The organism is Mesorhizobium sp. M0077, from assembly GCF_040322955.1.
In the GTDB taxonomy this organism is placed as follows: Bacteria; Pseudomonadota; Alphaproteobacteria; order Rhizobiales; family Rhizobiaceae; genus Mesorhizobium.
Map to the genome: position 1 here is coordinate 1 of NZ_JAMYUL010000004.1, position 26,475 is coordinate 26,475.

General features: G+C 63.5%; 21 protein-coding genes and 1 pseudogene. 9 read left to right on the forward strand and 13 right to left on the reverse strand.

The annotated features are described in order from the left end of the window. Positions 1-118 precede the first annotated feature (118 nt). From NKJ57_RS09775 to puuE, 4 genes are read right to left on the reverse strand one after another with little or no spacing between them, the layout of a single operon-like run. Entirely contained in the window at positions 119-712 is a 594-nt protein-coding gene (locus tag NKJ57_RS09775) for a nucleoside deaminase (RefSeq protein WP_023683488.1), read from the reverse strand. Positions 713-715: 3 nt separating this feature from the next. Further along, a complete protein-coding gene (locus NKJ57_RS09780; RefSeq protein ID WP_352513781.1) occupies positions 716-1,216 on the reverse strand; it encodes an ureidoglycolate lyase in 501 nt (166 codons plus the stop codon). Then, on the reverse strand, positions 1,213-2,070 hold the full coding sequence (locus NKJ57_RS09785) for a bifunctional allantoicase/(S)-ureidoglycine aminohydrolase (protein ID WP_460221618.1): 858 nt from the start codon (positions 2,068-2,070) through the stop codon (positions 1,213-1,215). Before NKJ57_RS09785 ends, NKJ57_RS09780 begins: the two co-directional genes overlap by 4 nt. Positions 2,071-2,102: 32 nt before the next feature. Continuing rightward, a complete protein-coding gene (puuE, locus tag NKJ57_RS09790) occupies positions 2,103-3,521 on the reverse strand; it encodes an allantoinase PuuE (protein ID WP_352513782.1) in 1,419 nt (472 codons plus the stop codon). 199 nt (positions 3,522-3,720) lie between these two features. On the opposite strand from puuE, the gene uraH reads away from it, so the two are divergent. The 4 genes and pseudogenes from uraH (at position 3,721) to xdhC (ending at position 9,086) form a co-directional block, all read left to right on the forward strand. Further along, positions 3,721-4,095 carry a hydroxyisourate hydrolase gene (uraH, locus tag NKJ57_RS09795; protein ID WP_352513783.1) on the forward strand — a complete coding sequence of 125 codons (375 nt, stop codon included), beginning with the start codon at positions 3,721-3,723 and terminating at the stop codon, positions 4,093-4,095. Positions 4,096-4,098: 3 nt separating this feature from the next. Beyond that, on the forward strand, positions 4,099-5,580 hold the full coding sequence (xdhA, locus tag NKJ57_RS09800; protein WP_352513784.1) for a xanthine dehydrogenase small subunit: 1,482 nt from the start codon (positions 4,099-4,101) through the stop codon (positions 5,578-5,580). Continuing rightward, positions 5,580-7,946: a xanthine dehydrogenase molybdopterin binding subunit gene (gene xdhB / locus NKJ57_RS09805; RefSeq protein WP_352573695.1), complete on the forward strand. Its 2,367-nt coding sequence runs from the start codon at positions 5,580-5,582 to the stop codon at positions 7,944-7,946. The genes xdhA and xdhB overlap by 1 nt, the downstream gene beginning before the upstream one ends. A 74-nt stretch (positions 7,947-8,020) precedes the next feature. After that, positions 8,021-9,086: pseudogene (xdhC, locus tag NKJ57_RS30895) on the forward strand (xanthine dehydrogenase accessory protein XdhC). 12 nt (positions 9,087-9,098) lie between these two features. Here the strand turns inward: xdhC and NKJ57_RS09820 are convergent. The 3 genes from NKJ57_RS09820 to NKJ57_RS09830 form a co-directional block, all read right to left on the reverse strand. After that, positions 9,099-10,349: an LLM class flavin-dependent oxidoreductase gene (locus NKJ57_RS09820; protein ID WP_023752454.1), complete on the reverse strand. Its 1,251-nt coding sequence runs from the start codon at positions 10,347-10,349 to the stop codon at positions 9,099-9,101. Then, positions 10,346-11,287, reverse strand: a complete 942-nt coding sequence (locus NKJ57_RS09825) for an LLM class flavin-dependent oxidoreductase (RefSeq protein ID WP_023752455.1) — start codon at positions 11,285-11,287, stop codon at positions 10,346-10,348. Before NKJ57_RS09825 ends, NKJ57_RS09820 begins: the two co-directional genes overlap by 4 nt. Positions 11,288-11,394: 107 nt before the next feature. Beyond that, positions 11,395-12,315 (reverse strand): LysR family transcriptional regulator, encoded by a 921-nt coding sequence (locus NKJ57_RS09830; RefSeq protein WP_023671373.1) that lies wholly within the window; start codon positions 12,313-12,315, stop codon positions 11,395-11,397. Positions 12,316-12,450: 135 nt separating this feature from the next. Between NKJ57_RS09830 and NKJ57_RS09835 the strand changes: the two genes are divergently transcribed. The 4 genes from NKJ57_RS09835 (at position 12,451) to NKJ57_RS09850 (ending at position 17,253) form a co-directional block, all read left to right on the forward strand. Beyond that, positions 12,451-13,668 carry a urate hydroxylase PuuD gene (locus NKJ57_RS09835; RefSeq protein WP_023752456.1) on the forward strand — a complete coding sequence of 406 codons (1,218 nt, stop codon included), beginning with the start codon at positions 12,451-12,453 and terminating at the stop codon, positions 13,666-13,668. Positions 13,669-13,670: 2 nt separating this feature from the next. Beyond that, complete coding sequence (guaD, locus tag NKJ57_RS09840; RefSeq protein WP_352510579.1) at positions 13,671-14,987, forward strand: guanine deaminase; 1,317 nt, start codon at positions 13,671-13,673, stop codon at positions 14,985-14,987. Between the two features lie 311 nt (positions 14,988-15,298). Continuing rightward, positions 15,299-15,805 carry a heme-degrading domain-containing protein gene (locus NKJ57_RS09845; RefSeq protein WP_023711326.1) on the forward strand — a complete coding sequence of 169 codons (507 nt, stop codon included), beginning with the start codon at positions 15,299-15,301 and terminating at the stop codon, positions 15,803-15,805. 167 nt (positions 15,806-15,972) lie between these two features. Next, positions 15,973-17,253 carry a glycerate kinase type-2 family protein gene (locus NKJ57_RS09850; RefSeq protein ID WP_023703652.1) on the forward strand — a complete coding sequence of 427 codons (1,281 nt, stop codon included), beginning with the start codon at positions 15,973-15,975 and terminating at the stop codon, positions 17,251-17,253. Between the two features lie 276 nt (positions 17,254-17,529). Here NKJ57_RS09850 and NKJ57_RS09855 read toward each other — a convergent pair whose 3' ends face one another. From NKJ57_RS09855 to NKJ57_RS09870, 4 genes are all read right to left on the reverse strand, one after another. Continuing rightward, positions 17,530-18,996: a UdgX family uracil-DNA binding protein gene (locus tag NKJ57_RS09855; RefSeq protein ID WP_352510580.1), complete on the reverse strand. Its 1,467-nt coding sequence runs from the start codon at positions 18,994-18,996 to the stop codon at positions 17,530-17,532. Positions 18,997-18,998: 2 nt separating this feature from the next. Beyond that, positions 18,999-20,234, reverse strand: a complete 1,236-nt coding sequence (locus NKJ57_RS09860) for a putative DNA modification/repair radical SAM protein (protein ID WP_023742587.1) — start codon at positions 20,232-20,234, stop codon at positions 18,999-19,001. A gap of 119 nt (positions 20,235-20,353) precedes the next feature. Beyond that, positions 20,354-21,739 carry a glutamine synthetase family protein gene (locus NKJ57_RS09865; protein ID WP_023742588.1) on the reverse strand — a complete coding sequence of 462 codons (1,386 nt, stop codon included), beginning with the start codon at positions 21,737-21,739 and terminating at the stop codon, positions 20,354-20,356. A 65-nt stretch (positions 21,740-21,804) separates the two neighbouring features. After that, the gene (locus tag NKJ57_RS09870) at positions 21,805-23,190 is read right to left on the reverse strand and encodes an aspartate aminotransferase family protein (protein WP_352510581.1); all 1,386 of its coding nucleotides are present in this window, start codon (positions 23,188-23,190) and stop codon (positions 21,805-21,807) included. A 155-nt stretch (positions 23,191-23,345) separates the two neighbouring features. On the opposite strand from NKJ57_RS09870, the gene NKJ57_RS09875 reads away from it, so the two are divergent. After that, the gene (locus tag NKJ57_RS09875) at positions 23,346-23,798 is read left to right on the forward strand and encodes a hypothetical protein (protein WP_023683507.1); all 453 of its coding nucleotides are present in this window, start codon (positions 23,346-23,348) and stop codon (positions 23,796-23,798) included. A gap of 1 nt (position 23,799) precedes the next feature. On the opposite strand, the gene NKJ57_RS09880 is transcribed toward NKJ57_RS09875, so the two are convergent. Together NKJ57_RS09880 and NKJ57_RS09885 are read right to left on the reverse strand one after the other, a co-directional pair. Further along, positions 23,800-24,774, reverse strand: coding sequence for a WD40 repeat domain-containing protein (locus NKJ57_RS09880; RefSeq protein ID WP_352510582.1), 975 nt, complete (start codon positions 24,772-24,774; stop codon positions 23,800-23,802). A gap of 249 nt (positions 24,775-25,023) precedes the next feature. Next, positions 25,024-26,079 (reverse strand): CobW family GTP-binding protein, encoded by a 1,056-nt coding sequence (locus NKJ57_RS09885; protein WP_352510583.1) that lies wholly within the window; start codon positions 26,077-26,079, stop codon positions 25,024-25,026. Between the last annotated feature and the right edge of the window lie 396 nt (positions 26,080-26,475).

Genomic DNA, 26,475 nt, shown 5'->3' on the forward strand with positions numbered 1-26,475 from the left:
CGGATCGCCTCTGTCGTCGTGGCGCTCCCATGAAGAACCTGGCCCATAGCGCATCCTTTGATTCGGACGAAAAGTATGCGCCATCAAAGCCTGGGATCAAACACCTAGGCAATCCGCGTCAGTTCAGCGGAATGTCGTTTTCGGCCTTGCGCGCCTGATAAGCGCCGGACAGTTCGTCGTAGCGGGCGGAAATATTGCCGATCCTTGCCTCAAGCCGGCCGCGCTCGGCCTCGGGCAGCGCCCGCACCAGCCTGCGAATGGAAAAACTCTTCCAATAAGCGTTCTCGGCATTGTAGCCGCCGGGATCAAGAGTGAAGACCTCTTTCAGGATTTTCAGATCGTGCGGGATCGCAAAGCTGTCGCGTGAATCCTCGTGGCTGAAGAGGTAGTAGAAATTGTCGAAGCCGGTCCAGGTGATCGCCGACAGGCAGAGCGAGCAGGGCTCATGCGTGGCGATGAAGATGGCGTCCTTGGTGTCGACGCGCTCGGCTTTCGGCATTTCATAGAAACGCTTCAGGCAGTGCACCTCGCCATGCCAGAGCGGATTTTCCATCTCGTTGTTGGTTTCGGCCAGCACCAGCGAGCGGTCGCCCTTCCGCAGGATGGCGGCGCCGAACAGCTTGTTCCCATGGGCCACGCCCTCTGCCGTTTTCGGCACGATGTCGTGCTCGATGACATCGAGCAGGCGGTCGATCAGCGATATGTCGGTCATTTCTCAGGTCTCGTTGGGGAGATGGATTTCGTAGGGGTGCGAGAAATGGAACTCTTCGAGGTTGGAGCCGTCACCGCCGCGGTCGACGATGACGAAATCCTGCGCTTCGCCGAGCGGCGTCAGCACGCCGTGCCAGAGATTGCGCGGATAGTTGACGCCTTGCCCGGGTGCGGTGATGAAGGCGTGCGGCTCGCCCGGACCGTCCTGGCCGTCATGGCAGACGACGACCAGGAAAGGCCGCGGCGACAGCGGGATGAACGCCTGGCTGCCCAAGGGATGGCGCTCGACCATGGTCAGCTTCAGCGGCAGGTCGTAAGGCGTGCCGCGCGCCATCGAGATCAGCACGCGGGCATTCGGTCCCGCGGCTTCAGCGGTGGCGAGATTGTGGTAGCGCTCGGTCTTGCCGCCATTGATCGGGTAGTGATTGCCGCCGCCCATGTCGATGACATCGCCGAAGCCGGCAAAGCTTTCGCGCGTCAGCGGCCGCGCTGTGATGCGGGTCACCGCGCGCGACCGCCAATGCCCGCCCCGCCGAGCTTGGCGTGCCGGTTGACGTCCTTGTAAAGGAGATAGCGGAATTTGCCTGGGCCGCCCGCGTAGCAGGCCTGCGGGCAGAAGGCGCGCAGCCACATGAAGTCGCCGGCCTCGACCTCGACCCAGTCCTGGTTGAGGCGGTAGACCGCCTTGCCTTCCAAGACATAGAGCCCGTGCTCCATGACATGCGTCTCGGCAAACGGGATGACGGCGCCAGGCTCGAGCGTAACGATGGTGACATGCATGTCGTGGCGCATGTCGGCTGGATCGACGAAACGCGTCGTCGCCCAGCGACCCTCGGTGCCGGGCATCGGCGTCGGCGCCATTTGCTGGTCACTGCTGAACAGGACTTCCGGCGCGTCGATGCCGTCGACGGCCTCATAGGCCTTCCTGATCCAGTGGAAGCGTACGGCGTCGCGACCTTCGTTGCGCACCGTCCAGCCGCTGTCCGGCGGCAGGAAGGCAAAACCGCCGGCTTGCAGCACGTGCTTCTTGCCGGCCAGCGAAACGGTCAACTCGCCCTCAACCACGAACAGCACGCCCTCGGCGCCGGCGTCCGGCTCGGGCCGGTCGCTGCCGCCGCCGGGCAGGACCTCGACGATGTACTGCGAAAATGTCTCGGCGAAACCCGAAAGCGGCCTGGCGATGATCCAGGCCCTGGTCTCGTCCCAGAACGGCAGGGGGCTGGTGACGATGTCCTGCATCACCCCCTTTGGTATGACCGCATAGGCCTCGGTGAAGACGGCGCGGCCGGTCAAAAGCTCATTTTGGCCGGGATGGCCGCCATGCGGCGCGTAATAGGTTTTCTGGTCAGTCTTGATCATATCCATTGGGTCCTGACCCCTCAGTCATTTCATTAGAGCGGGAGCATGTCTTTCAGGCGGAGCAGCGCAATGCGCTCGACCTGTTTGCAGGCGGTATCGAGTTCGATGCCGCGGCTGTTACCGATGCGCGCCTCGAACTCGGCGAGGATCTCCTCCTTGGTCTTGCCCCGCACCGCGATGATGAAGGGAAAGCCGAAGGTGGTGACGTAAGCGGCGTTGAGCTTGGAAAACAGCTCGCGCTCCTTGTCGGTCAGCGCGTCTAGGCCGGCGGAAGCCTGCTCGCGTGTGGATTCCGCCGTCAGCCGCCGCGCCTTGGCCAGTTTGCCAGCGAGATCGGGATGGGCGTTGAGGACGCCGATCCGCTCGGTTTCGCTGGCGGCGCGGAAGACGCGGCAGAGCGCATTGTGCAGGCCGCCGGCGCTGTCGTGCGCCGGCCCAAGCTCCAGCTCATAGGCACGTTCGGCGACCCAGGGCGAATGTTCGAACACGCCGCCGAAAGTGTCGACGAAGGTCTCGAACGCCATCTTCGACGGCTTGAGCGCCGCCGGCTGGTAGGGGTGGTTCTCCTGCCAGTGCCTGGCGATATCGACGCGCCGTGCCAGCCAGACCTTGTCGTGCGATCTGACATAGTCGACGAAGCGCTTCAGCGCCGCCACCCGCCCGGGACGTCCGACGAGGCGGCAATGCAGGCCGATATTCATCATCCGCGGCCGGCCCGCTTTGCCCTCGGCATAGAGCGTGTCGAAACTGTCCTTCAAATAGGCGAAGAACTGGTCGCCGGAATTGAATCCCTGCGGCGTGGCGAAACGCATGTCGTTGGCATCGAGCGTGTAGGGGATGACGAGTTGCGCGCCGCCGCTGTGCTCGAACCAGTAGGGCAGTTCGTCGTCATAAGTGTCCGACACATAGTCGAAGCCGCCCTCTTCGGCCACCAACCGCACCGTATTGACCGAGGTGCGGCCGGTGTACCAGCCGGTCGGCCGTTGGCCTGTCACCTCGTAGTGCAGCTTGATCGCCGCTTCGAGGTCGCGGCGCTCGTCCTCGGCGCTGTGGTCGCGGTAGTCGATCCATTTCAGCCCGTGCGAGGCCATTTCCCAGCCGGCCTCCTGCATCGCCGCCACCTGGTCGGGCGACCGGGCTAATGCTGAGGCGACCCCGTAACAGGTCACCGGCACTTGCGCCTCGCTGAACAGGCGCAGCAGCCGCCAGAAGCCTGCCCGCGCGCCATATTCGTAGATCGATTCCATGTTCCAGTGGCGCTGGCCGACCCAGGGCGCGGCGCCGACGATTTCCGACAGAAAGGCTTCCGAGGCCTTGTCGCCGTGCAGCACGCAGTTCTCGCCGCCTTCCTCGTAGTTGACGACGAATTGCACGGCTACATGCGCGCCATCAGGCCATTTTGGATCCGGCGGATTGGCTCCATAGCCGCGCATGTCTCTAGAGTAACGCATTGCCCCTCCCTGCCGGACGCTGCCGGAAGTTGTGATCAGGATAGTCGAAAGGGCTGCCTGCGCATTCCCCCGAAATTTTTGAAAGTGTTTTTGTGCCGCTCCGCTCGACCGGGACTTATGCATCGCCTTTAATTGGCGCACAATTCATTGCTTCGTTCGATTGTACCGGGCCAGTTCGTTCTGGAAATGGGAGGCGCCAGTGGCAGAAACGTCGAAAGCCGATGGCGGTCGCCTGACGACGCATGTGCTCGACACCGCGACCGGCAAGCCGGCGGCGGGCCTGTCGATCGCGCTTTATCACCTTGAGGGCAACGCACGGACACATCTGAAGACCGTTGTCACAAATGCCGACGGCCGCTGCGATGCGCCGTTGCTGGCAGGAGCGGAATTCCGCCTTGGCGAATACGAACTGGTCTTCGCCGCCGGCGATTATCTACGCGGCCAAGGGACAAAATTACCGGAACCGGCCTTCCTCGACAGCGTGCCGATCCGCTTCGGCATGGCAGAATCCGTGCATTATCACGTGCCATTGCTTATCTCTCCCTATGGCTACTCGACCTACAGGGGGAGCTGACGCATGGCCAAGATCACCATACGCAACGAGATCCGCATCATCCTCAATGGCAGGGATGTCGCGCTGTCGTCGGTGGCGCCCGATGCGACCTTGCTCGACTGGCTGCGGCTTGAGCGCTCGCTGCGCGGCACCAAGGAAGGCTGCGCCGAGGGCGATTGCGGCGCCTGCACGGTGCTGGTCGGCAAACTTGCGGCCACTGGGCTGGTCTATGAAAGCGTCAACGCCTGCATCCGTTTTCTTGGTTCGCTCGACGGCACTCATGTCGTCACGGTCGAACATCTGCGCGGCGTATCAGGCCATTTGCATCCGGTGCAGCAGGCGATGGTCGATTTCCACGGTTCGCAATGCGGCTTCTGCACGCCGGGCTTCGTCATGTCGCTCTACGGCCTGTGGATGAAGTCGCCGGACCCGTCGAATGCGGCGATCGAAAAGGCCCTGCAAGGCAATCTTTGCCGCTGCACTGGCTACGAGGCAATCATACGCGCCGCGCGCGCCATCTCCACCTACGGCAAGGCGGCTAAGGATCCGCTGGCGGCGGAGCGCAAGGCAATCACGGCAAGGCTCGAGACCATGCGTGACGGCGCCCGCGTCGAAATCGGCACCGGCAAGCAGCGGCTGATCGTGCCCGCCAACGCCGATGATTTCGCCGCTGTACTGGATAAGGAACCCGACGCCACTGTTGTCGCCGGCTCGACCGATGTCGGCCTGTGGGTCACCAAGCATATGCGCGATATTTCACCGGTGGTTTTCATCGGCAATCTCGACGGGCTGTGCGCGATTTCCGAAGACAATGACGTCATCACCATCGGCGCCGGCGTCACCTACACCGACGCCTTCGCGACACTGGCCAAGCGCATCCCGGCACTCGGGCCGTTGTTCGATCGCATCGGCGGCGAGCAGGTACGAAATATGGGCACCATCGGCGGCAACATCGCCAATGGTTCGCCGATCGGCGACACGCCGCCGCCTCTGATCGCGCTCGGCGCGCAGCTGACGCTGCGCCGCGGCAAGAAGCGGCGCACCATCGCGCTCGAGGAATTCTTCATCGCCTATGGCAAGCAGGACCGGCAGCCAGGCGAATTCGTCGAGGCCGTGCACGTTCCCGTGCCGGCCAAGGGCACGAAGTTTGCCGTCTACAAGATCACCAAGCGCCGCGACGAGGACATCACCGCAGCCCTTGGCGCCTTTTTCCTCGACTTGGCCAAGGACGGAACCGTGGCCGATATATGCATCGCCTATGGCGGCATGGCGGCCACCCCGAAGCGGGCTTTCGGTGTCGAAAAAGCGCTGCTCGGCAAGCCGTGGACGGAGACAACGGTGGAAGCGGCCATGGCTGAATATGCCGGCGATTTCACCCCGCTGACCGATATGCGGGCATCGGCCGAGTACCGGGCGCTGGCGGCCAGGAACCTGCTGCTGCGCTTTTTTGCCGAAACCAGCGGCAGCAAGGCGCCGTTCCAGGTGTCACGCAACGAGGCGGCCTGATGAACAAGCACGCCTCTCCAGATCTCAAGGCGCAGAAGATTTCCGGTGGCGTCGCCGCCGACCAGCGCCACGATTCCGCGCACAAGCATGTCAGCGGCAGCGCGGTCTATATCGACGATATGCCGGAACCGGCGGGCATGCTGCATTGCTGCCTCGGCCTGTCCACGGCGACGCATGCGACGATCAGCAAAATGGATCTGTCGGCGGTGCGCGCGGCGCCGGGCGTCGTCGATGTGCTGACGGCCAAGGACGTTCCGGGCGAAAATGACATTTCGCCGACCGGTCGACACGACGAGCCGGTGCTGGCCGACGACAAGGTGCAGTTTTATGGTCAGCCGATCTTCTGCGTTATTGCCAAGACGCGCGAACAGGCGCGCCGCGCCACCCGGCTGGCCAAGGTCGAATACAGTCCATTGCCTTTCGTCACCGACATTGGCGATCTCGACCCCCGCAAGGACAAGCTGGTCACGCCGCCGCTCACGCTGAAGCGTGGCGATGCCGCTGCCGCGATCAAGGCGGCGCCCCGCCGGCTGAAGGGCAAGATGCGCATCGGCGGCCAAGAGCATTTCTATCTCGAAGGCCATATCGCAGTGGCCATTCCTGGCGAGGACCAGGACGTCACCATCTATTCCTCGACCCAGCATCCGAGCGAAGTCCAGCATATGGTCAGCCATGCGCTGGGCGTGCCGAGCAACGCCATCACAGTGGAAATCCGCCGCATGGGTGGCGGCTTCGGCGGGAAGGAGACGCAAGGCAACCAGTTTGCGGCATTGGCTGCGATCGCCGCCAAGAAACACCATCGCGCGGTCAAGATCCGGCCCGACCGTGACGACGACATGATTGCCACCGGCAAGCGCCATGACTTCCTCGTCGACTACGAAGTAGGTTTCGACGACGCCGGCAACATTCTTGGCGTCGACTTCATGTTCGCGGCGCGTTGCGGCTTTTCCTCGGACCTGTCCGGCCCGGTCACCGACCGCGCGCTGTTCCATTGCGACAACACCTATTTCTGGCCGGCGGTGCATGCGCAATCGGCGCCGCTTTACACCAACACCGTGTCGAACACGGCGTTTCGCGGCTTCGGCGGCCCGCAGGGCATGGTCGGCGCCGAACGCGTCATCGACGAGGTTGCCTTTGCCGTCGGCAAGGACCCGCTCGAAATCCGCAAGCAGAATTTTTATGGCACCAGTGGTGATAAAGACGGGGGCCGCAACGTCACCCCTTATCACCAGACGGTCGAGGACAACATCATCCACCGCATCGTCGCCGAGCTGGAGGCGAGCGCCGACTATGCGGGGCGCCGCCGCATCATCCAGGCCTTCAACGCCAACAGCCGCTTCATCAAGCGCGGCCTGGCGCTGACGCCGGTCAAATTCGGCATCTCTTTCACAGCCACCCACTACAACCAGGCCGGCGCGCTGGTGCATGTCTACACCGATGGTTCGGTGCATCTGAATCACGGCGGCACCGAGATGGGGCAAGGCCTCTACGTCAAGGTGGCGCAGGTGGTGGCGGAAGAGTTCCAGATCGACCTCGACCAGGTCAAGATCACCGCGACGACCACCGGCAAGGTGCCCAACACTTCGGCCACCGCGGCGTCGTCCGGCACCGACCTCAACGGCATGGCGGCGCAGAACGGCGCCCGCCAGATCAAGGAACGGCTGACCGACTTCGCCGCCGAAAAATACCAGGTGCCGCGCGAGCAGGTGCTTTTCCTGCCCAACCGGGTGCGCATCGGCAACCAGGAGATCGCCTTCACCGACCTTGTCAAGCAGGCCTATATGGCCCGCATCCAACTGTCGGCGGCGGGTTTTTACAAGACGCCGAAAATCCACTGGAACCGTGACAAGGGCGAGGGCCGTCCGTTCTATTATTTCGCCTATGGCGCCTCGTGCTCGGAAGTCTCGGTCGACACGCTGACCGGCGAATATGTCGTCGAGCGCACCGACATATTGCATGAAACCGGCCGCTCGCTGAACCGCGCCATCGATCTCGGCCAGATCGAGGGCGGCTTCATCCAGGGCATGGGCTGGCTGACGACGGAGGAGCTGTGGTGGGACGACAAGGGCCGGCTGCGCACGCATGCGCCGTCGACCTATAAGATCCCGCTCGCGTCCGACCGGCCGAAGATATTCAACGTCACGCTGGCCGACTGGCCGGAGGCCAACGAGCCGACGGTGCACCGTTCCAAGGCGGTCGGCGAACCGCCCTTCCCGCTCGGCATGTCTGTGCTGCATGCGCTGTCGGACGCGGTGGCAAGTGTGGCCGATCATAAGGCCTGTCCGCGTCTCGACGCTCCTGCAACACCAGAAAGGGTGCTGATGGCGATCCAACGGCTGAAGGGTGAAGCCAAGAATAGCGCCTGACTCTGACCTGGATTCTGGCAAAACGTGCAATTCAGACTGAAAAACCCTATATTTCCCGTACGGGAATGCGAAATATGAAGTCGAAAGTGCAAAGCCTCAGAGCTTTTCTCGCCAGCGCCGACCGGTTTGCCTTGGTCGAAGTGGCCAGTACCAAGGGCTCGACCCCCCGCGAGAAGGGCGCCTTCATGCTCGTCTCGCAGGCGGCGACTTTTGGCACGATCGGCGGCGGTCAGCTCGAGTACATCGCGATCGACAAGGCGAGGCAGATGGTGGGGTCTTCACCCTCCCCCTTGTGGGGAGGGTCGGGCGGGGCGTCCCCGCCCCGCGGGGGGGGGGGGGGGCGCCGCCGCCCCCCCCCCCCCCGGGGGGGGGGGGGCGGCGGACGATCGTGCCAAGCCACCCCGTTTCGCTGACGCCGCCACACGGCGTCCGCTCACCGACCCTCCCCCCAAGGGGGAGGGTAAAGAAGCCCGCATCGGCTTCGACGAAGTCTGCGCCACGCTTGACGTGCCGCTAGGCCCCGAGATCGGCCAGTGCTGCGGCGGGCGCGTCGAAGTCTTGATCCGTGTCGTCGATGCCGCGCTTACTGCCGAGCTGATCGCGGCCGCAGAAGCCGAGGAAGCCCACCTGCCGCATGTCTATATCTTCGGCGGCGGCCATGTCGGCCGGGCGCTGGCCTCGACTGTTGCACTTCTTCCCGTGCGTGGTGTCGTCATCGAGACGCGGGCCGAAGCGCTGGAAGGCATGCCGGAAACCGTCGAGACGCGGCTGACGCCGATGCCCGAGGCCGAGGTGCGAAACGCCCCCGCCGGCACCGCCTTCGCCATCCTCACCCACGACCATGCGCTGGATTTCCTCATCGTCGCCGAAGCGCTGAAGCGCGACGACGCGGCCTATGTCGGCATGATCGGCTCGAAAACCAAGAGAGCGACGTTCAGGAACTGGTTCCTGAAATCGGCTGAGGGCACGGAGGCTGAGTTCGCCCGCCTCGTCTCGCCGATCGGCGGCGATGCGGTCAAGGACAAGCGCCCACCGGTCATAGCTGCGCTGGCCGCGGCCGAGATCATGACGGCGCTGGTCGTTCACAACACCGCGCCGAATGCCGACCATCAAGTCCAGCATAAGATGATGGCCGGCTAAGCTTCGGCGCGGCTAAGCAGGCCGCTTCAGGCCGAGATGATCTCGCAAGGTGCTGCCTTCGTATTCCCGACGGAACAGTCCGCGCCGCTGCAGTTCCGGCACCACCAGCGTGGCAAAGGCATCGAGCTCGCCGGGGAAGTATGACGGCATGACGTTGAAGCCGTCCGCGCCGCCGCCCTCGAACCGCGCCTGCAATTCGTCAGCGATCTGCGCCGGCGTGCCGACGATACGCCAATGGCCACGTGCGCCGGCGAAATGGCGGGCAAGCTGGCGGATCGACAGGCCGTTGCGGCGCGATTGTTCGATGACCAGCGCCTGGCGGCTTTTCATTCCCTCGGTCTCCGGCAGCTCGGGCATCGGTCCGTCGATCGGATAGCTCCCGAGATCGGAGATGCTGAGATAGCTGGACAGCAGCGCCACGCCGACATCGTCGGGGATCAGCGCCTGCAATTCCTCCTGTTTCTCCCGCGCTTCGGCCTCGGTTTCCGCCACCACGGGGGAGACGCCCGGCATGATCTTGATGTCGTCGGGCTGACGCCCATAGGCAGCCATACGGCCCTTGAGGTCGTCGTAAAAGCCCTTGGCTTCCTCGAGGGTCTGCGCCGCCGTGAACACGACGTCGGCGGTGCGGGCGGCAAGGTCGCGGCCGACATCCGAGGCGCCGGCCTGCACCATCACCGGCGCGCCCTGCGGCGAGCGCGGCAGGTCGAGCGGGTCGCGCATCGAAAAGCTCTGGCCGTTGTGACCGTGAAAGCCACTGCCTTGCCAAAGTCCTGATACCACCTCGGCGAATTCGCGCGCCCGCTCGTAGCGGTCGGCATGGGGTTTCAGGCCCATCGCGCCGAAATTGGCGGCTTCGATGGGGCTGGCCGACGTCACCAGGTTCCAGCCAGCCCGGCCACCACTCAGATGATCGAGCGACAGAAAGGTGCGCGCCAGACCGTAGGGCTCGTTGTAGCTGGTCGACGCCGTCGAAACGAGGCCGATGCCGCTGGTCTGCACGGCGAGCGCGGACAGCAGGCTGATCGGCTCGAAGCCGATCGAGCGTGAGGTCTGGCTGGCGATGCCGACATTGGCTTCGCGCAGACCGGCGGCGTCCTCGCAGAACACCATGTCGAACTTCGCCGCTTCCGCCGTGCGCGCCAGCTGGATGTAATGATCGATGTCGATGCCTGCAGTAACATGCGCCTTGGGGTGACGCCAGGCGGCGATGTGGTGGCCCGTCGCCCACAGGAAGGCGCCAAGCTTCATCTGGCGGGTCATTGCGCTCCTCCGGCAAGTCTGAGATGAGAGCGCAAGGTGGTGCCGGGATAATCCGGGCGGACGAGGCCGCGGCGCTGCAATTCCGGCAGCACGCGGCCGATGAAACCGTCAATCGCCGCAGGCGGTATTGCGATGTTGAACCCGTCGCAGCTTTGCGAGCTGAACCATGTTTCGAGCGCGTTGGCAGCGACATCTGCGCCAACGTTCAGCAGCAGCTTGACCGCACCCGGATCGCGTCCGCAGGCCACAACGCGGCGCTTGAGATCGTCATGGCGCGCCTTGGGGTCCTTTGTGGGTCTGTCCAGCAGGACGACATCGGCGGTGCGGGCGGCGATATCCAGGTCGGCCTCGGACAGGCCGGACAGCACCAGCACCGGCGTATCCTGCGGCGAGCGCGCGACGTTCAGCGGCCCGCGCACGGAGAAAAATTCGCCTTTGTGGTCGAGCAGGTGCATTTTTTCGGGATCGTGGAAGCGGCCGCCGATCTTGTCGAACAGCAGCGCGTCGGCATCCCAGCCCTGCCACAGGCGCTGAACGATGCCGATGTATTCCTGCGTGCGGCGGCGGAACACATCGTCGGAAAATCCATCCGGCCGGCTGAAATTGGCGGCTTCCCCTGGCGCCTGCGCCATGGTGGCGTGCCAGCCGGCGCGGCCATGGCTGATGATGTCGAGCGAAGCAAAACGGCGCGCCAGATTGTACGGCTGGTGAGCGACCGTCGAGGCTGCAGCGACAAGGCCGATCCGACTTGTCATCGTCGCCAGCGCCGCCAGCAAGGTCGTCGCTTCGAAAGAACTCGACCCGGCGCTGTTCGGCGCGGAATCATCGAGGACAATCATGTCCAGCCCCGCCGCTTCCGCTTGCTTGGCTAAGCCGGCCAGGTCGCTAAACCCGAGCGGCTGCCCGCAAGCAATGTTGAGCGAAACGGCAAGATGCATTGTGGCTTGCTGGTCAGTCGGCATGGGACCATCGATCATAGGGCAGCGTATGCGAACCTAAGGTCACCTGCTTGTAAGACAATCCTGGCGACTGGGCCAACAGCCCCTCACTTGCCGGCCAGCAAATCCTTGATCAGCCGCTGGCAACGCTCGGCCATGAAGTCGAGCAGCAGCCGCACCTTTGGATCCTGGAGCTTCTTGTGCGGATAGACGGCGGCGAACTGCACCGGCGTTGGCGGTGTGCTGGCCAGGATGACCTGCAGCCGCCGGTCGCGGATGAAAGGTTCCACTTCGAACCGCGGCTTGTTGATGATGCCGCGGCCCGACAGCGCCCAGCCGGTCAGCACATCGCCATCGTCGGTGTCGTAGGGGCCGTGCACCTCGAATTTCTGCGGGCCGGACGGCGTCTGCAGCGTCCAGACATATTCGCGCGCCCCGGAATAGCGCAGCATCAGGCAGTCGTGCTTCTTGCCGATCAGCTCCTGTGGCTCCACCGGCTCGCCGCGCGCTTCGAGATATTTCGGTGCCGCCACCAGCACGCGTTCACATTCCATGATGCCGCGCATCCGCAGGCTGGAATCCTCGATGATGCCGAGCTTGAAGGCGACGTCGATGCCTTCCTTCATGATGTCGATATTGTGGTCGGAGAGCCTCAGCCGCACCTCGATATCGGGGTATTTGTCGTGGAAATCCGGAATGCCCGACGCCACCAGCCGCCGTCCAAGGCCGAGCGGGGCGGTCACCTTGATGGTGCCGCGCGGCTGGCCGGAAAGAGCCGAGACCGCGGCTTCCGCCTCGGTGATCGCCTCCAGCACCTGCTTGGCGCCGGAGTAGAACACCGTGCCATGCTCCGTCGGCATCAATTGCCGTGTGGTGCGGTTGAACAGCCGCACGCCGAGGTGTTTTTCCAGCTCCTTGATGCGGTTGGAGGCGACCGCCGGCGAAATGCGCATGTCTCGGCCCGCCGCCGAGAGATTGCCAAGCTCGACGACGCGGACGAAGACGGCGATGTTGTCGAGATAGGCCATTCGTGGCTCTTTATGTGGCGGCGTACGTGGTCAGCCTAGTATTTTCCATTTTTTTTTGAAAGTCATCGTACACCTCGCCTCTTTTCGTTTGCGCCCCACACCGTAAAGTCAGCCGATCGGCAGGGACGATTTCACATGATGGATTTCGCGATTTTCTGGGACTGGCTGAGTTTCGCCGTGCGCTGGCTGCACGTCGTCACCGGCATCGCCTGGATCGGCTCGTCCTTCTATTTCGTCGCGCTCGACCTTGGCCTGCGCCAGCGCCCCGGCATGCCGGTCGGCGCATCCGGCGAGGAATGGCAGGTGCATGGTGGCGGCTTCTACCACGTCCAGAAATATCTGGTGGCGCCGGCCGAAATGCCGGAACACCTGACCTGGTTCAAATGGGAATCCTACGCCACCTGGCTGTCCGGCTTCGCCATGCTGTGCGTGGTCTACTATGCCGGCGCCGACCTGTTCCTGATCGACCCCAATGTTCTGTCCATGTCGGTTCCCGTGGGCATCCTGCTGTCGATGGCGACGATCGGCGTCGGCTGGGTTGTCTACGATCTGCTCTGCCGGTCGCCGCTCGGCAAAAGTGACACCGGACTGATGCTGGTGCTCTATGGCGTGCTGGTGTTCATCGCCTGGGGGCTGACGCATCTGTTCACCGGCCGCGCCGCTTTCCTGCATCTCGGTGCCATCACCGCCACGATCATGTCGGCCAATGTCTTCATGGTGATTATTCCAAACCAGAAGATCGTCGTCGCCGACCTGATTGCCGGCCGCAAGCCCGACCCGAAATACGGCAAGATCGCCAAGCAGCGCTCGCTGCACAACAATTACCTGACGCTGCCCGTGCTGTTCCTGATGCTGTCGAACCACTATCCGCTGGCGTTTGCGACGGAGTTCAACTGGGTCATCGCCTCGCTGGTGTTCATCATCGGCGTCTTGATCCGGCACTATTTCAACACCGTGCATAAGCGTGCCGGCAACCCGCACTGGACCTGGATGGCGGCTGCGGTGCTGTTCGTCATCATCATGTGGCTGTCGACAGCGCCGAAAATACTGACCGGCGAGCTCAAGGCATCCGCCGCGGCCGAAGTCTATATCGCCTCGTCGCATTTCCCGGCGGTGCGCGACACCGTGCTTGGCCGCTGCTCGATGTGCCATACGGCCGAGCCGGTCTATGAAGGCATCTACCATGCGCCGAAGGGCGTGATGCTCGACACCGACGCCGGCATTGCCGAGCATGCGCGTGAAATCTATTTGCAGGCCGGGCGCAGCCACGCCATGCCGCCCGCCAACGTCACCCAGATCAGCGACAAGGAACGGGCGCTGCTGGTCGCCTGGTTCGAAGGCGCAGGGAAATAGGGATGACCTCCACACTTCTGCGCGGCCGCACCCTAAGTTTTTTGCGCTGGCCCGAAGCCATCGACGACCATGCCGCCTGGCGCTATGAGGAGGATGGCGGCCTGCTGATCCGCGACGGCCGGATCGTTGCCGTAGGCAGCTACACGGAAGTCGAAAAGCAAGCGGGCGACGGTGCGAAAAAGATCGATCATCGGCCGCATCTGCTGCTGCCCGGCTTCATCGATGCGCATGCGCATTTTCCGCAGATGCAGGTCATTGCCTCCTACGGCGCCGAACTGCTCGACTGGCTGAACACCTACACCTTTCCCGAAGAGACCAAATTCGCCAACGCTCAGCATGGCCGCCGCATCGCCCGGCTGTTCCTGGACGAGATGGTGCGCCACGGCACGACGACGGTCGCCGCCTACTGCTCGGTGCACAAGGCGTCTGCCGAAGCGTTCTTTGCCGAATCGCATGCGCGCGGCATGCTCAACATTGCCGGCAAGGTGATGATGGACCGCAATGCGCCGGCAGGCGTGCTCGACACGCCGCAATCCGGCTATGACGATACGAAGGCGCTGATTGCGGAATGGCACGGCAAGGGCCGCCAGCTTTATGCGATCACGCCGCGCTTCGCCATCACCTCCTCGCCCGAGCAGCTGGAGATGGCCGGCACGCTCTGCCGCGAAAACCCCGACCTGCACATGCAGACGCATCTGTCGGAAAACCACGCCGAAATCGCCTTCACGCAAAAACTCTATCCGCAGGCGCGCGACTACACCGATGTTTACGAGCAGTATGGCCTGCTGGGGCCAAAGAGCCTGTTCGGCCACTGCATCCATCTCTCGGAACGAGAGGCCGATGCGCTGTCGGACTCAGGCTCGGTGGCGGTGTTCTGCCCGACCTCGAACCTGTTCCTCGGCTCCGGCCTGTTCGACTACCAGCGCTTTCGTCGCCGCGACAAGCCGCTCAGGATCGCTGCCGCCACCGATGTCGGCGGCGGCACCAACTATTCGATGCTGCGCACCATGGACGAGGGCTACAAGGTGATTGCGCTGAATGGCGAAAAGCTGAACCCGTTCCAGTCCTTCTGGCAGATAACGCGTGGCAATGCCGAGGCGCTGTCTGTGGCGGACAAGGTCGGCACGCTGGATGAAGGCACCGACGCGGACATCACCGTGCTCGACGCCCGCGCCACGCCGGCGATGCGGCTGAGGATGGAGACTGTGGGGACGCTGGCGGAGGAGCTGTTCCTGCTGCAGACATTGGGCGACGACCGCGCGGTGCGCGAGGTCTATGTTGCGGGGCGGCCGGCCAAGATCGATATGATCGTGGGGTAGGACCCATCATCCGCGCGGGACAAGATGATGATTGCGCCTGGTTGCCAAGTGGTTCCCCCACTCCGTCGCCGCTTCGCGGCGCCACCTCTCCCCCCTCCGGAGGGAGAGGAAGGGAGCCTTTGCTTCGGAGGACGGGCGCCGGTTCGGACAGCTTGGCGCCCTTCCTCTACCCTGTTGATCGGGGGAGAGGTGTCGAGAGAAGCTCGACGGAGTGGGGGTCGACCCTGGCGGGGCAAGACCACCACCGCGACGAGACCTTGACCGGGCGGAGCTTGTCGTACACACGATTTGTGACGATTTCGGAGAACAAAATGGCCGCCGCGGACGACATCGCTCTGATCCAGAAACAGGAAGAGACGCTGGTCTTCCCGGCCTTCGACGAGGCCGTCGCCTTCAAGGTCGGCGCGGCGATCCGCGAGCGGGCGCTGGCCGAAAAGCTGCCCATCATTGTCGATATCAGGCTGTGGGATCGGCCGCTGTTTTATGCCGCGATGCCCGGTTCAAACGCCTCCAACCCCGACTGGGCACGACGCAAGATCAATGTGGTCAAGCGCTACCTCAGGAGCACCTATCGTCTGGTGCTGGAACAGCAGCGACCGGACCGCACCTTCAAGGTCGGCGAGGGGCTGGATATTGCTGATTACGTACTGGCCGGCGGCGGGTTTCCGGTGACTGTAAAGGGTGCCGGCGTCATCGGCGTCATCGCCGTCTCCGGCCTGCCGGAACGCCAGGATCATGGCGTCGTCGTCGATGCACTGTGCGATCATCTCGGCGTCGATCGGACACAATTGGCGCTGCCGCCGGAAGGTAAATCGTGACGTTGGCGCTGCCCCTCATCCGCCTGCCGGCACCTTCTCCCCGTATAGTGACGGGAGAAAGGACAAGCTCGAGCGCTGGCGATCCCCTCTCCCCGTCTTTCACGGGGTGAGGGTGAGGGGCAGCGCCAACGTTTGCTCATTTTGAAAACCGCCAGTTACGGCCAAGGATAACCGTGCTCGATCCCAAATCCTTTCTCATCTCGATCTTCAATGCCGCTGTTGCCGCTGCCGATCCTGAACGGACCATCAGGGATCATCTGCCGGCCAGGCCCAAGGGCCGTACCATTGTCATTGGCGCCGGCAAGGGCTCGGCGCACATGGCGGCCGCGTTCGAGAAGGTGTGGGATGGCCCAATCGAAGGGCTGGTCGTCACCCGCTACGGCTATGGCGCCAGATGCGAGCGCATCGAAATCATCGAGGCGGCACATCCGGTACCGGACGCTGCCGGTCTTGAGGCGTCGCGGCGCCTGCTCGAAAAGGTGCAAGGGCTGACTGCGGACGACCTGGTAGTGGCGCTGATATCGGGCGGAGGATCGGCGCTGCTGCCGTCGCCTGCCGCCGGCCTGACGCTCGCCGACGAAATCGCCGTCAACGAGGCGCTGCTTGCCTCCGGCGCGCCGATCGCGGCGATGAACACAATCCGCAAGCATCTCTCGACCATCAAGGGCGGCCGGCTGGCAGCTGCCGCCTGGCCGGCCAAACTGGTATCACTGGTTGTCTCTGACATTCCCGGCGACAACCCGGCGCTGGTGGCCTCCGGCCCGACCGTGCCCGACTCCGGCAACCGCGCCGATGCGCTGGCCTCGATAGCGGCCTACGGCATGAAACTGCCCGACGCCGTCATGGCGCACATCAACTCGCCAGAGGCCGATGCGCCAGATCCGGATGACCAGCGCTTTTCACGCAATGAAGTGCACCTGATCGCCTCGGCTGGCGTGTCGCTGGAAGCGGCAGCCGCTGAGGCAAAACGGCAGGGCATCGAAGCCGTCATCCTCTCCGATTCCATCGAGGGCGAGGCGCGCGAGGTCGGTGGCGTGCATGCAGCCATTGCGCGCGAAGTGGCGACGCGCAACCGGCCGTTCAAAAAGCCGGTGCTGATCCTGTCCGGCGGCGAGACGACCGTGACCTTGCGGGCCCCTGTTGACGGAAAAAGGGGCAAGGGCGGCCGCAACTCCGAATTCCTGCTCGCCTTTGCCATCGGTATCAGCGGCGCGGAAGGTATTCATGCATTGGCCGCCGATACCGACGGCATCGATGGCTCTGAAGACAATGCCGGCGCCTTTGCCGATGGCTCGACTGTCTCGCGCATGCGTGCCGCCGGCATCGACGCCAAGGCGATGCTGGCCGGCAACAATGCCTGGACGGCGTTCAACGCGATCGGCGATCTGTTCGTGCCGGGGCCGACGGGTACGAATGTGAATGATCTGAGGGCAATCCTAATCAGTTAATTCGGCCGTGGCGGCCGAAGTTTCCAACGTTGGATTCACGACCGTAGGTGATTGGCTGAAGCCACTCAGCTTCGTCATCCGTGGGCGAAGCAGGAGCGAAGCTCCGTCGCGAAGCCCCGGGTCCATTCCGTGATGTTAGCCGTCGAGCGCAGCGGAGCAGAATTCTGCACCGTAGCAGCGTCCAAACGTCGCGGCATGAATCCTCGGGTCTGCGCTGCGTCGCTTCCCTCCTTGGCTCCGCCCGTGGATGACATGTCGCTGAGGCTTTCGCTCATCTCACGACCCCATAAGCCGCTTCACCTCTCTCATATCGCTGAGAAACCGCTCGCGCTCTGCCTCCTTGTCCGCCGGCTCATGAATACGCAGGATGAAGGAAGGATGGATGGTGATGAACACGCGCAAACCGTCCTCGCGCTCGATCACCTGGCCGCGCATTTTCGTCACGGCAATGGCCTTGCCCAGCAGCGACAACGCCGCCGTTGCCCCAAGCGCCACGGCGAGGTCCGGCTTGATCAGCTCAAGCTCCCGGCCGATCCACCAGCGGCAGGCCTGGACTTCACCGGCATTTGGCTTCGAATGGATGCGGCGCTTGCCGCGCGGCTCGAACTTGAAATGCTTGACGGCGTTGGTGACGTAGACTTTTTGCCGGTCGACGCCTGCGTCATCGAGAATTGCATCGAACACTTTGCCCGCTGGCCCGACAAAAGGTTTGCCGGCGAGATCTTCCTGATCGCCCGGTTGTTCGCCGACGAAGACCACTTTGGCATCATCCGGCCCCTCGCCGAACACGGTCTGTGTCGCGTCGCGCCACAACGGGCAGCGGCGGCAGCCTTTCGCGGCTTCGCGTAGCTCGGAAATGGTGTTGGCGTCATCGTCCGGCGCCTCGGCCGGCTCGCGCTTCGGCCAATGTTTCGCCTGCAGCTTGGCGTGGTGCGGCGCCGGCATTGTCGGCAGTCTGGCAATCATATCCCTGGCGGCCTCGTCCGCTCCTGCGATCAGATCTGGAATGAGTGAGGCCTCGGGAAGGTTCCGCCAATATTTCTTCGGCATCTCCTTCTGCATCGCCTTCACCTTGAGCCGCGCCGGGTTGAAGATGTTTTCGAAATAGGTCAGCCACAACGCCTCGGTGTCGTCCTGATCGGGTGCATCGCCCTTGGCCGCACCCGGCCCGATCGCCAGCCTTTCGCCGTTCCAGTCGGCGGAGGCATAGGGCGTCAGGATGGTCCAGCGCATGCCGGTGAACCGCCGGACGAAGAAATCCGCGTTGCGCTCGACAATGAAATGCTCCGGCTCGAACCAGGCGACGTAGCGCTCGTTCTCGCCGTCGCCGATATTCCGGAAGCGTACGAAGGCATGCATCTTATGGCTGTCGCGCCGCACCGCCTTTTCCATGGCTTCGAGCCGCCTGGTGTCGGGATCGGATGCGATCGCCAGCAGTTTCGGCTCGGTGCGCAGGCGCCAAAGCATCCAGTAGAGAAAGGCAAACCGGCCGGGGTCGGAGTGGCAGAAGGCGGTTTCGGCATGGGCGATGAACTCGCGCGGGACGGTAAGCTGCGCGCCCTCTGGCACCGCCGGCAAGGCATCTTGAGGATCATTGGCGTCGGACCCGACACCCCAACTAATATCCTCAGGCCGGACCTCATTCAGCGCCAGACGCCGTGCCGCATCGCGCCAACCGGCGAAATCGGTCTGGCTCGCTAGCCGGACAGTGTATCGGGCAAGGTCGAGCTGGGCCGGCTGCATGGTCAAAACAGCGACAGTTGTTCGCAGGACTTTACGATCGTATCGCGCAGGCCTGTCTTGTCGGTGAGTCCGCCCGGCGACCAGCCTTCGGCGATGATGAAGGGCCTCAGCTTGGCGATCGAATGGCAGATCCGTCCGACATCTTCCAGCCGCATGCGTCGGTGGCGGCGGGTTTCAAGGATCTTCGCCACCACCTTGGTGCCCAGACCCGGAACCCGCAGCAGCGCTTCGCGGTCGGCGCGGTTGATGTCGACGGGAAACCTCGCCCGATTGCGCAAAGCCCAGGCGAGCTTGGGGTCAATGGCGAGATCGAGCATGCCGTCGCTGCTGCCGGCGAGGATTTCCGGCTGCGAAAAGCCGTAGAAGCGCATCAGCCAGTCGGCCTGATAGAGCCGGTGCTCGCGCATCAGCGGCGGTTTCTGGAGCGGCAGCGACGATGACGAATCCGGGATCGGGCTGAAGGCGGAGTAATAGACGCGCCGCAGATGGTAGCTGCCATAGAGCCGCGCACTGGAGTGCAAGATACCGTCGTCGGATGTCTTGTCGGCGCCGACGATCATCTGCGTCGACTGACCTCCGGGCGCAAAGCGTTCGCGCTTCTTGGTCCGCAACGTCGGCTCGGCCTTTTCCTCCATCTTCCGGCGCAGGTTCGCCATGGAAAGCCGGATCGTTTGCGGCTTCTTCTCCGGCGCTAGTTTCTTCACGCCTTCATCGGTCGGCAGTTCGACATTGATAGACAGCCGGTCGGCGTAGAGCCCGGCCTGCTCGACCAGTTCGGCCGAGCTTTCCGGAATGGTCTTCAGATGAATATAGCCGGAGAATTTTTCGTACAGCCGCAGCCGCCGCGCCACTTCCACCATTTCGGCCATGGTCTCGTCGGGCGAACGGATGACGCCGGAGGACAGGAACAGGCCTTCGATGTAGTTGCGCCGATAAAAGTCCATGGTCAGCTTCACCACCTCGTCGATGCCGAAGCGGGCGCGGCGCACATTCGATGACGAGCGGTTGATGCAGTAGCTGCAATCGTAAATGCAGAAATTGGTCAGCAGGATTTTCAGGAGCGAAATGCAGCGGCCGTCCGGCGCGTAGGAATGGCAGATGCCCATGCCTTCGGTGGAGCCGATACCGCCGGATTGGCGCGAATCCTTCTTCGCCGACCCAGACGAGGCGCAAGAAGCATCGTATTTGGCGGCGTCTGACAGGATCGCCAGCTTTTCACGGACGGTGCGTGCGCTCATCCGTTCATGTTATGTTCTAGACGGCTGCAGCGCCACCTCATTTGATGCAGGCGGCGAAAAAGTGATCGCCGCCTGATCGTCGGGCTAGCAGGACGACTGTCCGAGTTCCAGGCGGTCTCTCAGACCTCATGGAGGTAGAGGTGGTAATCCAGCTCGCTGACGGTGCGGGCGACGCGCAGATACTCGGACTGCTTGATCGCCACGAAGGTGCGATGCAGATCCTCGCCAAGCGCCTCTTTCAGGAAGCTCGAGGCCCGCGCCGCCTCGATCGCGGCGCGCCAGTCGACCGGCATGGTCGTGCGCGTGACGGCGGCTTCATAGCCATTCCCAGTGGTTTCGGGGCCGGGGTCGAGGCCTTCGTCCAGACCCTTGATGATGCCGGCCAGCACCGTTGCCGCGATCAGGTAGGGATTGGCGTCGACGCCCGACGGCCGGTGCTCGATGCGCCGATTCTTGGCGTCGCCGGCCGGCACGCGCAGCGCCACCGAACGGTTGTTGACGCCCCAGGTCGGCGCCACCGGCGCATAGGACTGCGAGACGAAGCGCCGCCAGGAATTGGCGTGCGGCGCAAACACCAGCATCGATTCGGCCATGGTCTGGATCAGCCCGCCGAGCCCCTGCAGCAGCGGCAGCGACCAGCTTTCGCCGCCTGCTTCGGCAAAAACGTTGCGGCCGTTCTTGTCCTGCAGCGAAACATGGAAATGCATGCCGGAGCCGGCATATTTTTCGATCGGCTTGGCCATGAAGCAGGCGGTAACACCATGGCGGCGCGCCTGCGCCCGCACCAGCCGCTTCAACATGACGAGGTCGTCGGCCGCCCGCATGACATCCTTGCGGTAATTCAGCGTCAGCTCGTACTGGCCGGGCGCGTATTCGGAAATCACCGTTTCGGCCGGAATGCCTTGCGCCTTAGCCGCGGCATAGATGTCGGAAAACAGCGGCTCCATGCCGTGCAGATGGTCGACGGAATAGACTTCCGTCTTGGCCGAGCGGCGGCCGTCGAGCACCGCGTCCGCCGGCTTCACCTTGCCGTCGGCATCGCGCTCATTGGCGAGCAGGAAAAATTCGAGCTCGAAGGCGCCGGCGGGATAGAGGCCCTTGGCGGCCAATATGTCGACCTGCCTGGCCAGCGCCAGCCGTGGGTCCGACGACATTGGCTGTCCCTCGAGATGGTACATCGCCATCAGCAACTGGCCGCGCGGCGGGTTGGTACCGTAAAGCGGCACCAGCGTGCCGGGGATCGGCCAGGCCCTGAGGTCGCCATCGCCTGTCGTCCAGATCAGCCCGGTTTCGTGCACATCCTCGCCGGTGATGTCGAGGCCGAGGATCGAGATCGGCATGTGGCGGCCGCCCTCGAAAATGCTTTTCAGCTCATGCCGGCGCACGATCTTGCCGCGGCCGACGCCGTTGGCGTCGGTCAAGACGATATCGAAGGCTTCGATTTCCGGATGAGCAGCGAGAAAGGCTTGCGCCTCGGCGGGCGTCGAGCCCGAAGGTGAAGTCATGATTACTGTACTCAAGGTTTGCTTTGGCGCCTGTTTGTTGATCGCCTGCTTGTTGGCTGCTTGTCTCATGCCGTCAGCCTTGCCGCAACCGTGGCGAAGGCGGTGATCAGCCGGTTGACCTGGGTGGCGGTGGTAGCTGGCGAGATCAGCATCATGTTGTGGAAAGGCGCGATCAGCACGCCTTGGTTGACCAGCGCGACATGGATAGCCGCCTCAAGCTCCGGCGCATGCGCAGTCTCGGCTTCGGCGCCGTTCCTGAGCGGGCCGGGGGCGCAGATGAACTCGACGCGGGCGCCGACACGGGCGACATGCCATGGCAGATTGTAGCGGTCGATGACGCCGGTCAGCCCTGCATCGAGCCGCAGGGCCAGGCGATCCGCCCGGGCATAATTCTCCTGCGTCATCACCTCTTCGAGCGTTGCGCGCATGGCTGCGAACTGCAGCGGGTTCGCCGACAGCGTCGTGCCCATGCCGGAATAGCCCGGCTCCTTGGTTCGATTGTAGTCGGCATAGCGCGAGGCGACCTCGTCGCTCATGCCCCACACGCTTGCCGGCACGCCACCGGCGATCGGCTTGCCCAGCACGAAAAGGTCGGGCTGGAGCCCGAATTTTCTGGTGTAGCCCCCTGGGCCGGTCGAGATGGTGTGGGTCTCGTCGATCAGCAGCAGCGTTCCGGCCGCGCGCGTCAGTTTGCGCAAGGCGTCGTGAAAACCCGGATCGGGCAGCACCATGCAGGAATTGGTCAGCACCGGCTCAGCAATGACGCAGGCGACATCCTTGTCCTTGAGCGCTGCTTGCAGCGCGGCGACATCGTTGAATTCGATGACCTTCGCCATCCTGGTCAGGTCGCGGAATTCGCCCGCCAGGCCGGGCCGGTTGACAGCTTTGCCGTCGACCATCCGGACCATCGTCTCGTCGACCGAGCCGTGATAGCAGCCGTTGAAGACCAGTATCTTTTCGCGGCCGGTGACGGCGCGGGCGACGCGCAGCGAGAAGCGGTTGGCGTCGGTGGCGGTGGTGGCGATCTGCCAGAACGGCAGACCGAAACGCTCTTGCAGCAGCGGCCCGATGGCCAGAGCATCTTCCGAAGGCAGCATATAGGTCAGGCCGCGCCCGGCCTGGCGGCGGATGGCGCGCGCCACCGGCGGCGGCGAATGGCCGAACATCGAGCCGGTGTCGCCGAGGCAGAAATCGTCCAGCCTGTTGCCGTCGATATCCGTGATGGCGGCGCCCTTGGCGCTTTCGACCAGGATCGGGAATGGCGTCGGCCAGTCGTTCATCCAGTGCATCGGCACACCGCCGAAGAAGCCTGGCAGGCCGTTACCGACCTTGGCCTGCGATTTCGGCCGCGCCTTGCGGAAGGTGTTCGCCTCGCTTGTCCGCAATGCAGCGATGCGGTCACGGCTGATACCGCCGATGGACGCCTTTGAATAACTGTTCGTGCTGTGCATGAAATCCCTCTCGGCCGGCACACTACCCAATTGGCGACGGCAACCGCAATTGGCCGTGTTGGTGCGCTGCATTGGGTCAGCAGCAAGTTCGGCAGACTTGACCTTCCGGCGCAGTCGGGCGCCAATGCGATCGGGTCTGTGGTTTGGGGAGAAAAATGCGGACGATCATCTGCGCTATTGCGCTACTCTTGTCGGCCGCTGCGGCTTCCGCATCGGGCGGCGTCTGGTGTTCCGTCGATGACAAAGCGGTGCAATTCGAGGTCGGCGCCGGGGTCACCAGAGGTATGGGCGGCCCGACCTTCAATTTTCGCGGCGATCTCGAGATACTTGGCCGGCCGGAAGGCGACAGTCTGCGCAAGACCGTCTTCGAGGATTCCGACCTCACCCAGTACTGGCTGGACGACAAGGAGTTGCGGCTGAACGTCTACCACGAGCATCAGCTCGGAGATAAATTCAACTCTGTCGAACTGACGATCCTGACCAAGACCAGTGACGAGGGCGTCTATGACGGCCGGTACACGCTTGCCGTCTACGACAACGCCGCCGACACGGAACAGGACGGCAAGCCGAAAGAATTGACCGGCAAGGTGTCGTGCGGAGCCGAATAGGTCACGCCGAGATATCGATGACGCCGCAGTCGCCGGCGGCACTGCCGAAGGCGACCCGGCGCTCTTCCTTGTCCCACATCATCGCGGTGATGGCGCCCATGCCTGGGCGGCGCAACAGCACCTCTTTGGCATCGGCAAAGCGCACCGCCATGACCATGCCGTCATCATAGCCGACGGCGACGACATCCTGGCTCGGATGGCAGGCAACCGATGTCACCATGGCGTTGCCGCGCGTGCCGAGCTCCAGCGGCGCCTTGCCCATCGGGCCGTCCTTGCCCGAAAACGGCCAGACGATCGCCGCCGGCGCGCCGGAACTCGCCAGCCACTTGCCCTTCACGCTCCACGACAGGCTTTTGACCTTGCCGGGATAGCCGGTCATGCGCATGTGCTTGCCGTCGGCGAGCTTCCAGCCATGCAGCGCGTTTTCCTGCATGGTGGTGACGAGGAAGGCGCCATCCGGCGAGAAGGTCACGCCGGTATGGGCGCCGGCCCATTCCAGCTCCACCGGTCTGCCCTCGGCGGCCGGGAAATGCAGCGTCGCGCCATTGTAGCGGGCGACGCCGAAGCGCATGCCCTTGGGGGAGAAGGCCAGCCCCTCGACCGAACGTGGATGCGAGAACTCCTTGGTCTTGCCGTCGGCAAAGCGCACGAACGCAGTCTTGCCTGTGGCATAGGCGATAGCGCCTTGCGGCCCGGCGGCGACGCTGGTGATCCACTTCTTGCCGGCGCTCGCCAATTCGCCGACGGTGCCACCTGCGGTGACAGCAAAAATCTTGCCGTCCTCGCCGCCGGTGATCAGGCGGTCGTTGGCTGCGTCATGCAACGTGGAGAGCAGGCCGTCATTGGCCTGAATTGTCTTGTGGCCGTTGTCGAGCCTATGAACTGTCCCATCGGCGAGCGCAAAATGCGGCACGTTGTCGAGGAAGACGGCGGCAAGGCAGTGACCTTCCAGGTCGAGGGGAGCAACTGTGGGCATCAGGACCATTCCAATGAAGCTGTCACCACTCCCGGGAAGCCACTGAGGCGGCCAGGCCTGGCGTCAACCTTCTCCCCTTGTGGGAGAAGGTGGATCGGCGCGCAGCGCCGAGACGGATGAGGGGTGTTGAACGGATCGCCGTCGGTGCCGAGCTGGAGCACCCCTCATCCGACCTCGCTTCGCGAGGCCACCTTCTCCCACAAGGGGAGAAGGAAGAGCGGGCAGCGCTAGCGCCATAGAGTCCGGAAATCAAGCCGCCTGGCAGGCGTCAAAGCTCTTCTTCAGCCGCTCGGCGTCAAGCTCGCGGCCGATGAACACCAGCCGGCTCTCATGCTTTTCGCCGTCCTTCCAGGCGCGCTGGTGGTCGCCTTCGATGATCATGTGCACGCCCTGGATGACATAGCGCTCGTCGTCGCCCTTGAGCGCGATGATGCCTTTCAGCCGCAGGATGTTGGGACCTTCCATCTGGGTGATCTTCTCGATCCACGGGAAGAATTTCTTCGGGTCCATCTCGCCGCCGCGCAGCGACACCGACTGCACGGTCACGTCATGGATGTCGGAGGGATGCGCGTGATCGTGATGATGATGGTCGTGATCATGGTCGTGGTGATCGTGCCCGTCATGGTCATGATGGTCGTGATCATGATCGTGCGCCTCGAGGAAATGCGGGTCGTTTTCCAATGCGCGCGACAGGTCGAAGGCGCCGCGGTCGAGCACTTCGGACAGCGCCACGCCGGCGCGCGTGGTGCGGTGGATCCTGGCCGCCGGGTTGATGGCGCGGATGGTCGCTTCGACCTTGGCCAGCTCTTCGGGCGTCACCAGGTCGGTCTTGTTGAGCACGACAACATCGGCAAACGCGATCTGGTCCTCGGCCTCCCTGGAATCCTTGAGCCTGAGCGGCAGATGCTTGGCGTCGACCAGCGCCACGACCGCGTCGAGCCTGGTCTTGGAGCGCACGTCGTCGTCCATGAAGAAGGTCTGCGCCACCGGCACCGGATCGGCAAGGCCGGTGGTCTCGACGACGATGGCGTCGAAGCGGCCGGGACGGCGCATCAGGCCTTCGACGACCCGGATCAGGTCGCCGCGCACCGTGCAGCAGACGCAGCCATTGTTCATTTCGTAGATTTCCTCGTCGGATTCCACGATCAAATCATTGTCGATGCCGATCTCGCCGAATTCATTGACGATGACGGCGTAACGCTTGCCATGGTTTTCCGACAGGATGCGGTTGAGCAGCGTCGTCTTGCCGGCGCCGAGATAGCCGGTGAGAACGGTCACGGGGATTTGCGTCTGTGCTTCGCTCATATCTTGCCTCGAAATGGCTGGGCCACGGGTTGCGGGCCGCAAGAATGGATTGTTGGCCTGATATAGGATGTGTGCCGGCCTTTTGCACGAGGCAAACCGCCTGGGTGTTTGACCCAGGATTGACGAAGCGGATGGGTAGACCCGAGAGGCCGAGTGCGAGGGATGCCGACCATCAACGTGTCGCCGGAAACGCCTCTTCGTTGACCTGTGCTGAGCCGCGCCGCGTCAAACCGTTGCAATCGCCTTGGCGGAAACTCGTTTGTCATCTAACTGAAATAAACATCTGGCATCACCATTTCGAGCACCACAAATGGTTGCCGGCAAAGCTGTTTCGAAAAGCCGGAATCTTTTTGATCGTCGATTGCCAACCGGCCGGCTGCGTCTATGCTGCACGCA

Coding starts and splice junctions, on each gene's coding strand:
- NKJ57_RS09775 (WP_023683488.1), bottom strand. CDS start 712: ATGACCGACATATCGCTGATCGACCGCCTGCTCGATGTCATCGAGCAC.
- NKJ57_RS09785 (WP_460221618.1), bottom strand. CDS start 2,070: ATGATCAAGACTGACCAGAAAACCTATTACGCGCCGCATGGCGGCCAT.
- puuE (WP_352513782.1), bottom strand. CDS start 3,521: ATGCGTTACTCTAGAGACATGCGCGGCTATGGAGCCAATCCGCCGGAT.
- xdhA (WP_352513784.1), top strand. CDS start 4,099: ATGGCCAAGATCACCATACGCAACGAGATCCGCATCATCCTCAATGGC.
- xdhB (WP_352573695.1), top strand. CDS start 5,580: ATGAACAAGCACGCCTCTCCAGATCTCAAGGCGCAGAAGATTTCCGGT.
- NKJ57_RS09820 (WP_023752454.1), bottom strand. CDS start 10,349: ATGACCCGCCAGATGAAGCTTGGCGCCTTCCTGTGGGCGACGGGCCAC.
- NKJ57_RS09825 (WP_023752455.1), bottom strand. CDS start 11,287: ATGCATCTTGCCGTTTCGCTCAACATTGCTTGCGGGCAGCCGCTCGGG.
- NKJ57_RS09830 (WP_023671373.1), bottom strand. CDS start 12,315: ATGGCCTATCTCGACAACATCGCCGTCTTCGTCCGCGTCGTCGAGCTT.
- NKJ57_RS09835 (WP_023752456.1), top strand. CDS start 12,451: ATGATGGATTTCGCGATTTTCTGGGACTGGCTGAGTTTCGCCGTGCGC.
- guaD (WP_352510579.1), top strand. CDS start 13,671: ATGACCTCCACACTTCTGCGCGGCCGCACCCTAAGTTTTTTGCGCTGG.
- NKJ57_RS09845 (WP_023711326.1), top strand. CDS start 15,299: ATGGCCGCCGCGGACGACATCGCTCTGATCCAGAAACAGGAAGAGACG.
- NKJ57_RS09855 (WP_352510580.1), bottom strand. CDS start 18,996: ATGCAGCCGGCCCAGCTCGACCTTGCCCGATACACTGTCCGGCTAGCG.
- NKJ57_RS09860 (WP_023742587.1), bottom strand. CDS start 20,234: ATGAGCGCACGCACCGTCCGTGAAAAGCTGGCGATCCTGTCAGACGCC.
- NKJ57_RS09865 (WP_023742588.1), bottom strand. CDS start 21,739: ATGACTTCACCTTCGGGCTCGACGCCCGCCGAGGCGCAAGCCTTTCTC.
- NKJ57_RS09870 (WP_352510581.1), bottom strand. CDS start 23,190: ATGCACAGCACGAACAGTTATTCAAAGGCGTCCATCGGCGGTATCAGC.
- NKJ57_RS09875 (WP_023683507.1), top strand. CDS start 23,346: ATGCGGACGATCATCTGCGCTATTGCGCTACTCTTGTCGGCCGCTGCG.
- NKJ57_RS09880 (WP_352510582.1), bottom strand. CDS start 24,774: ATGCCCACAGTTGCTCCCCTCGACCTGGAAGGTCACTGCCTTGCCGCC.
- NKJ57_RS09885 (WP_352510583.1), bottom strand. CDS start 26,079: ATGAGCGAAGCACAGACGCAAATCCCCGTGACCGTTCTCACCGGCTAT.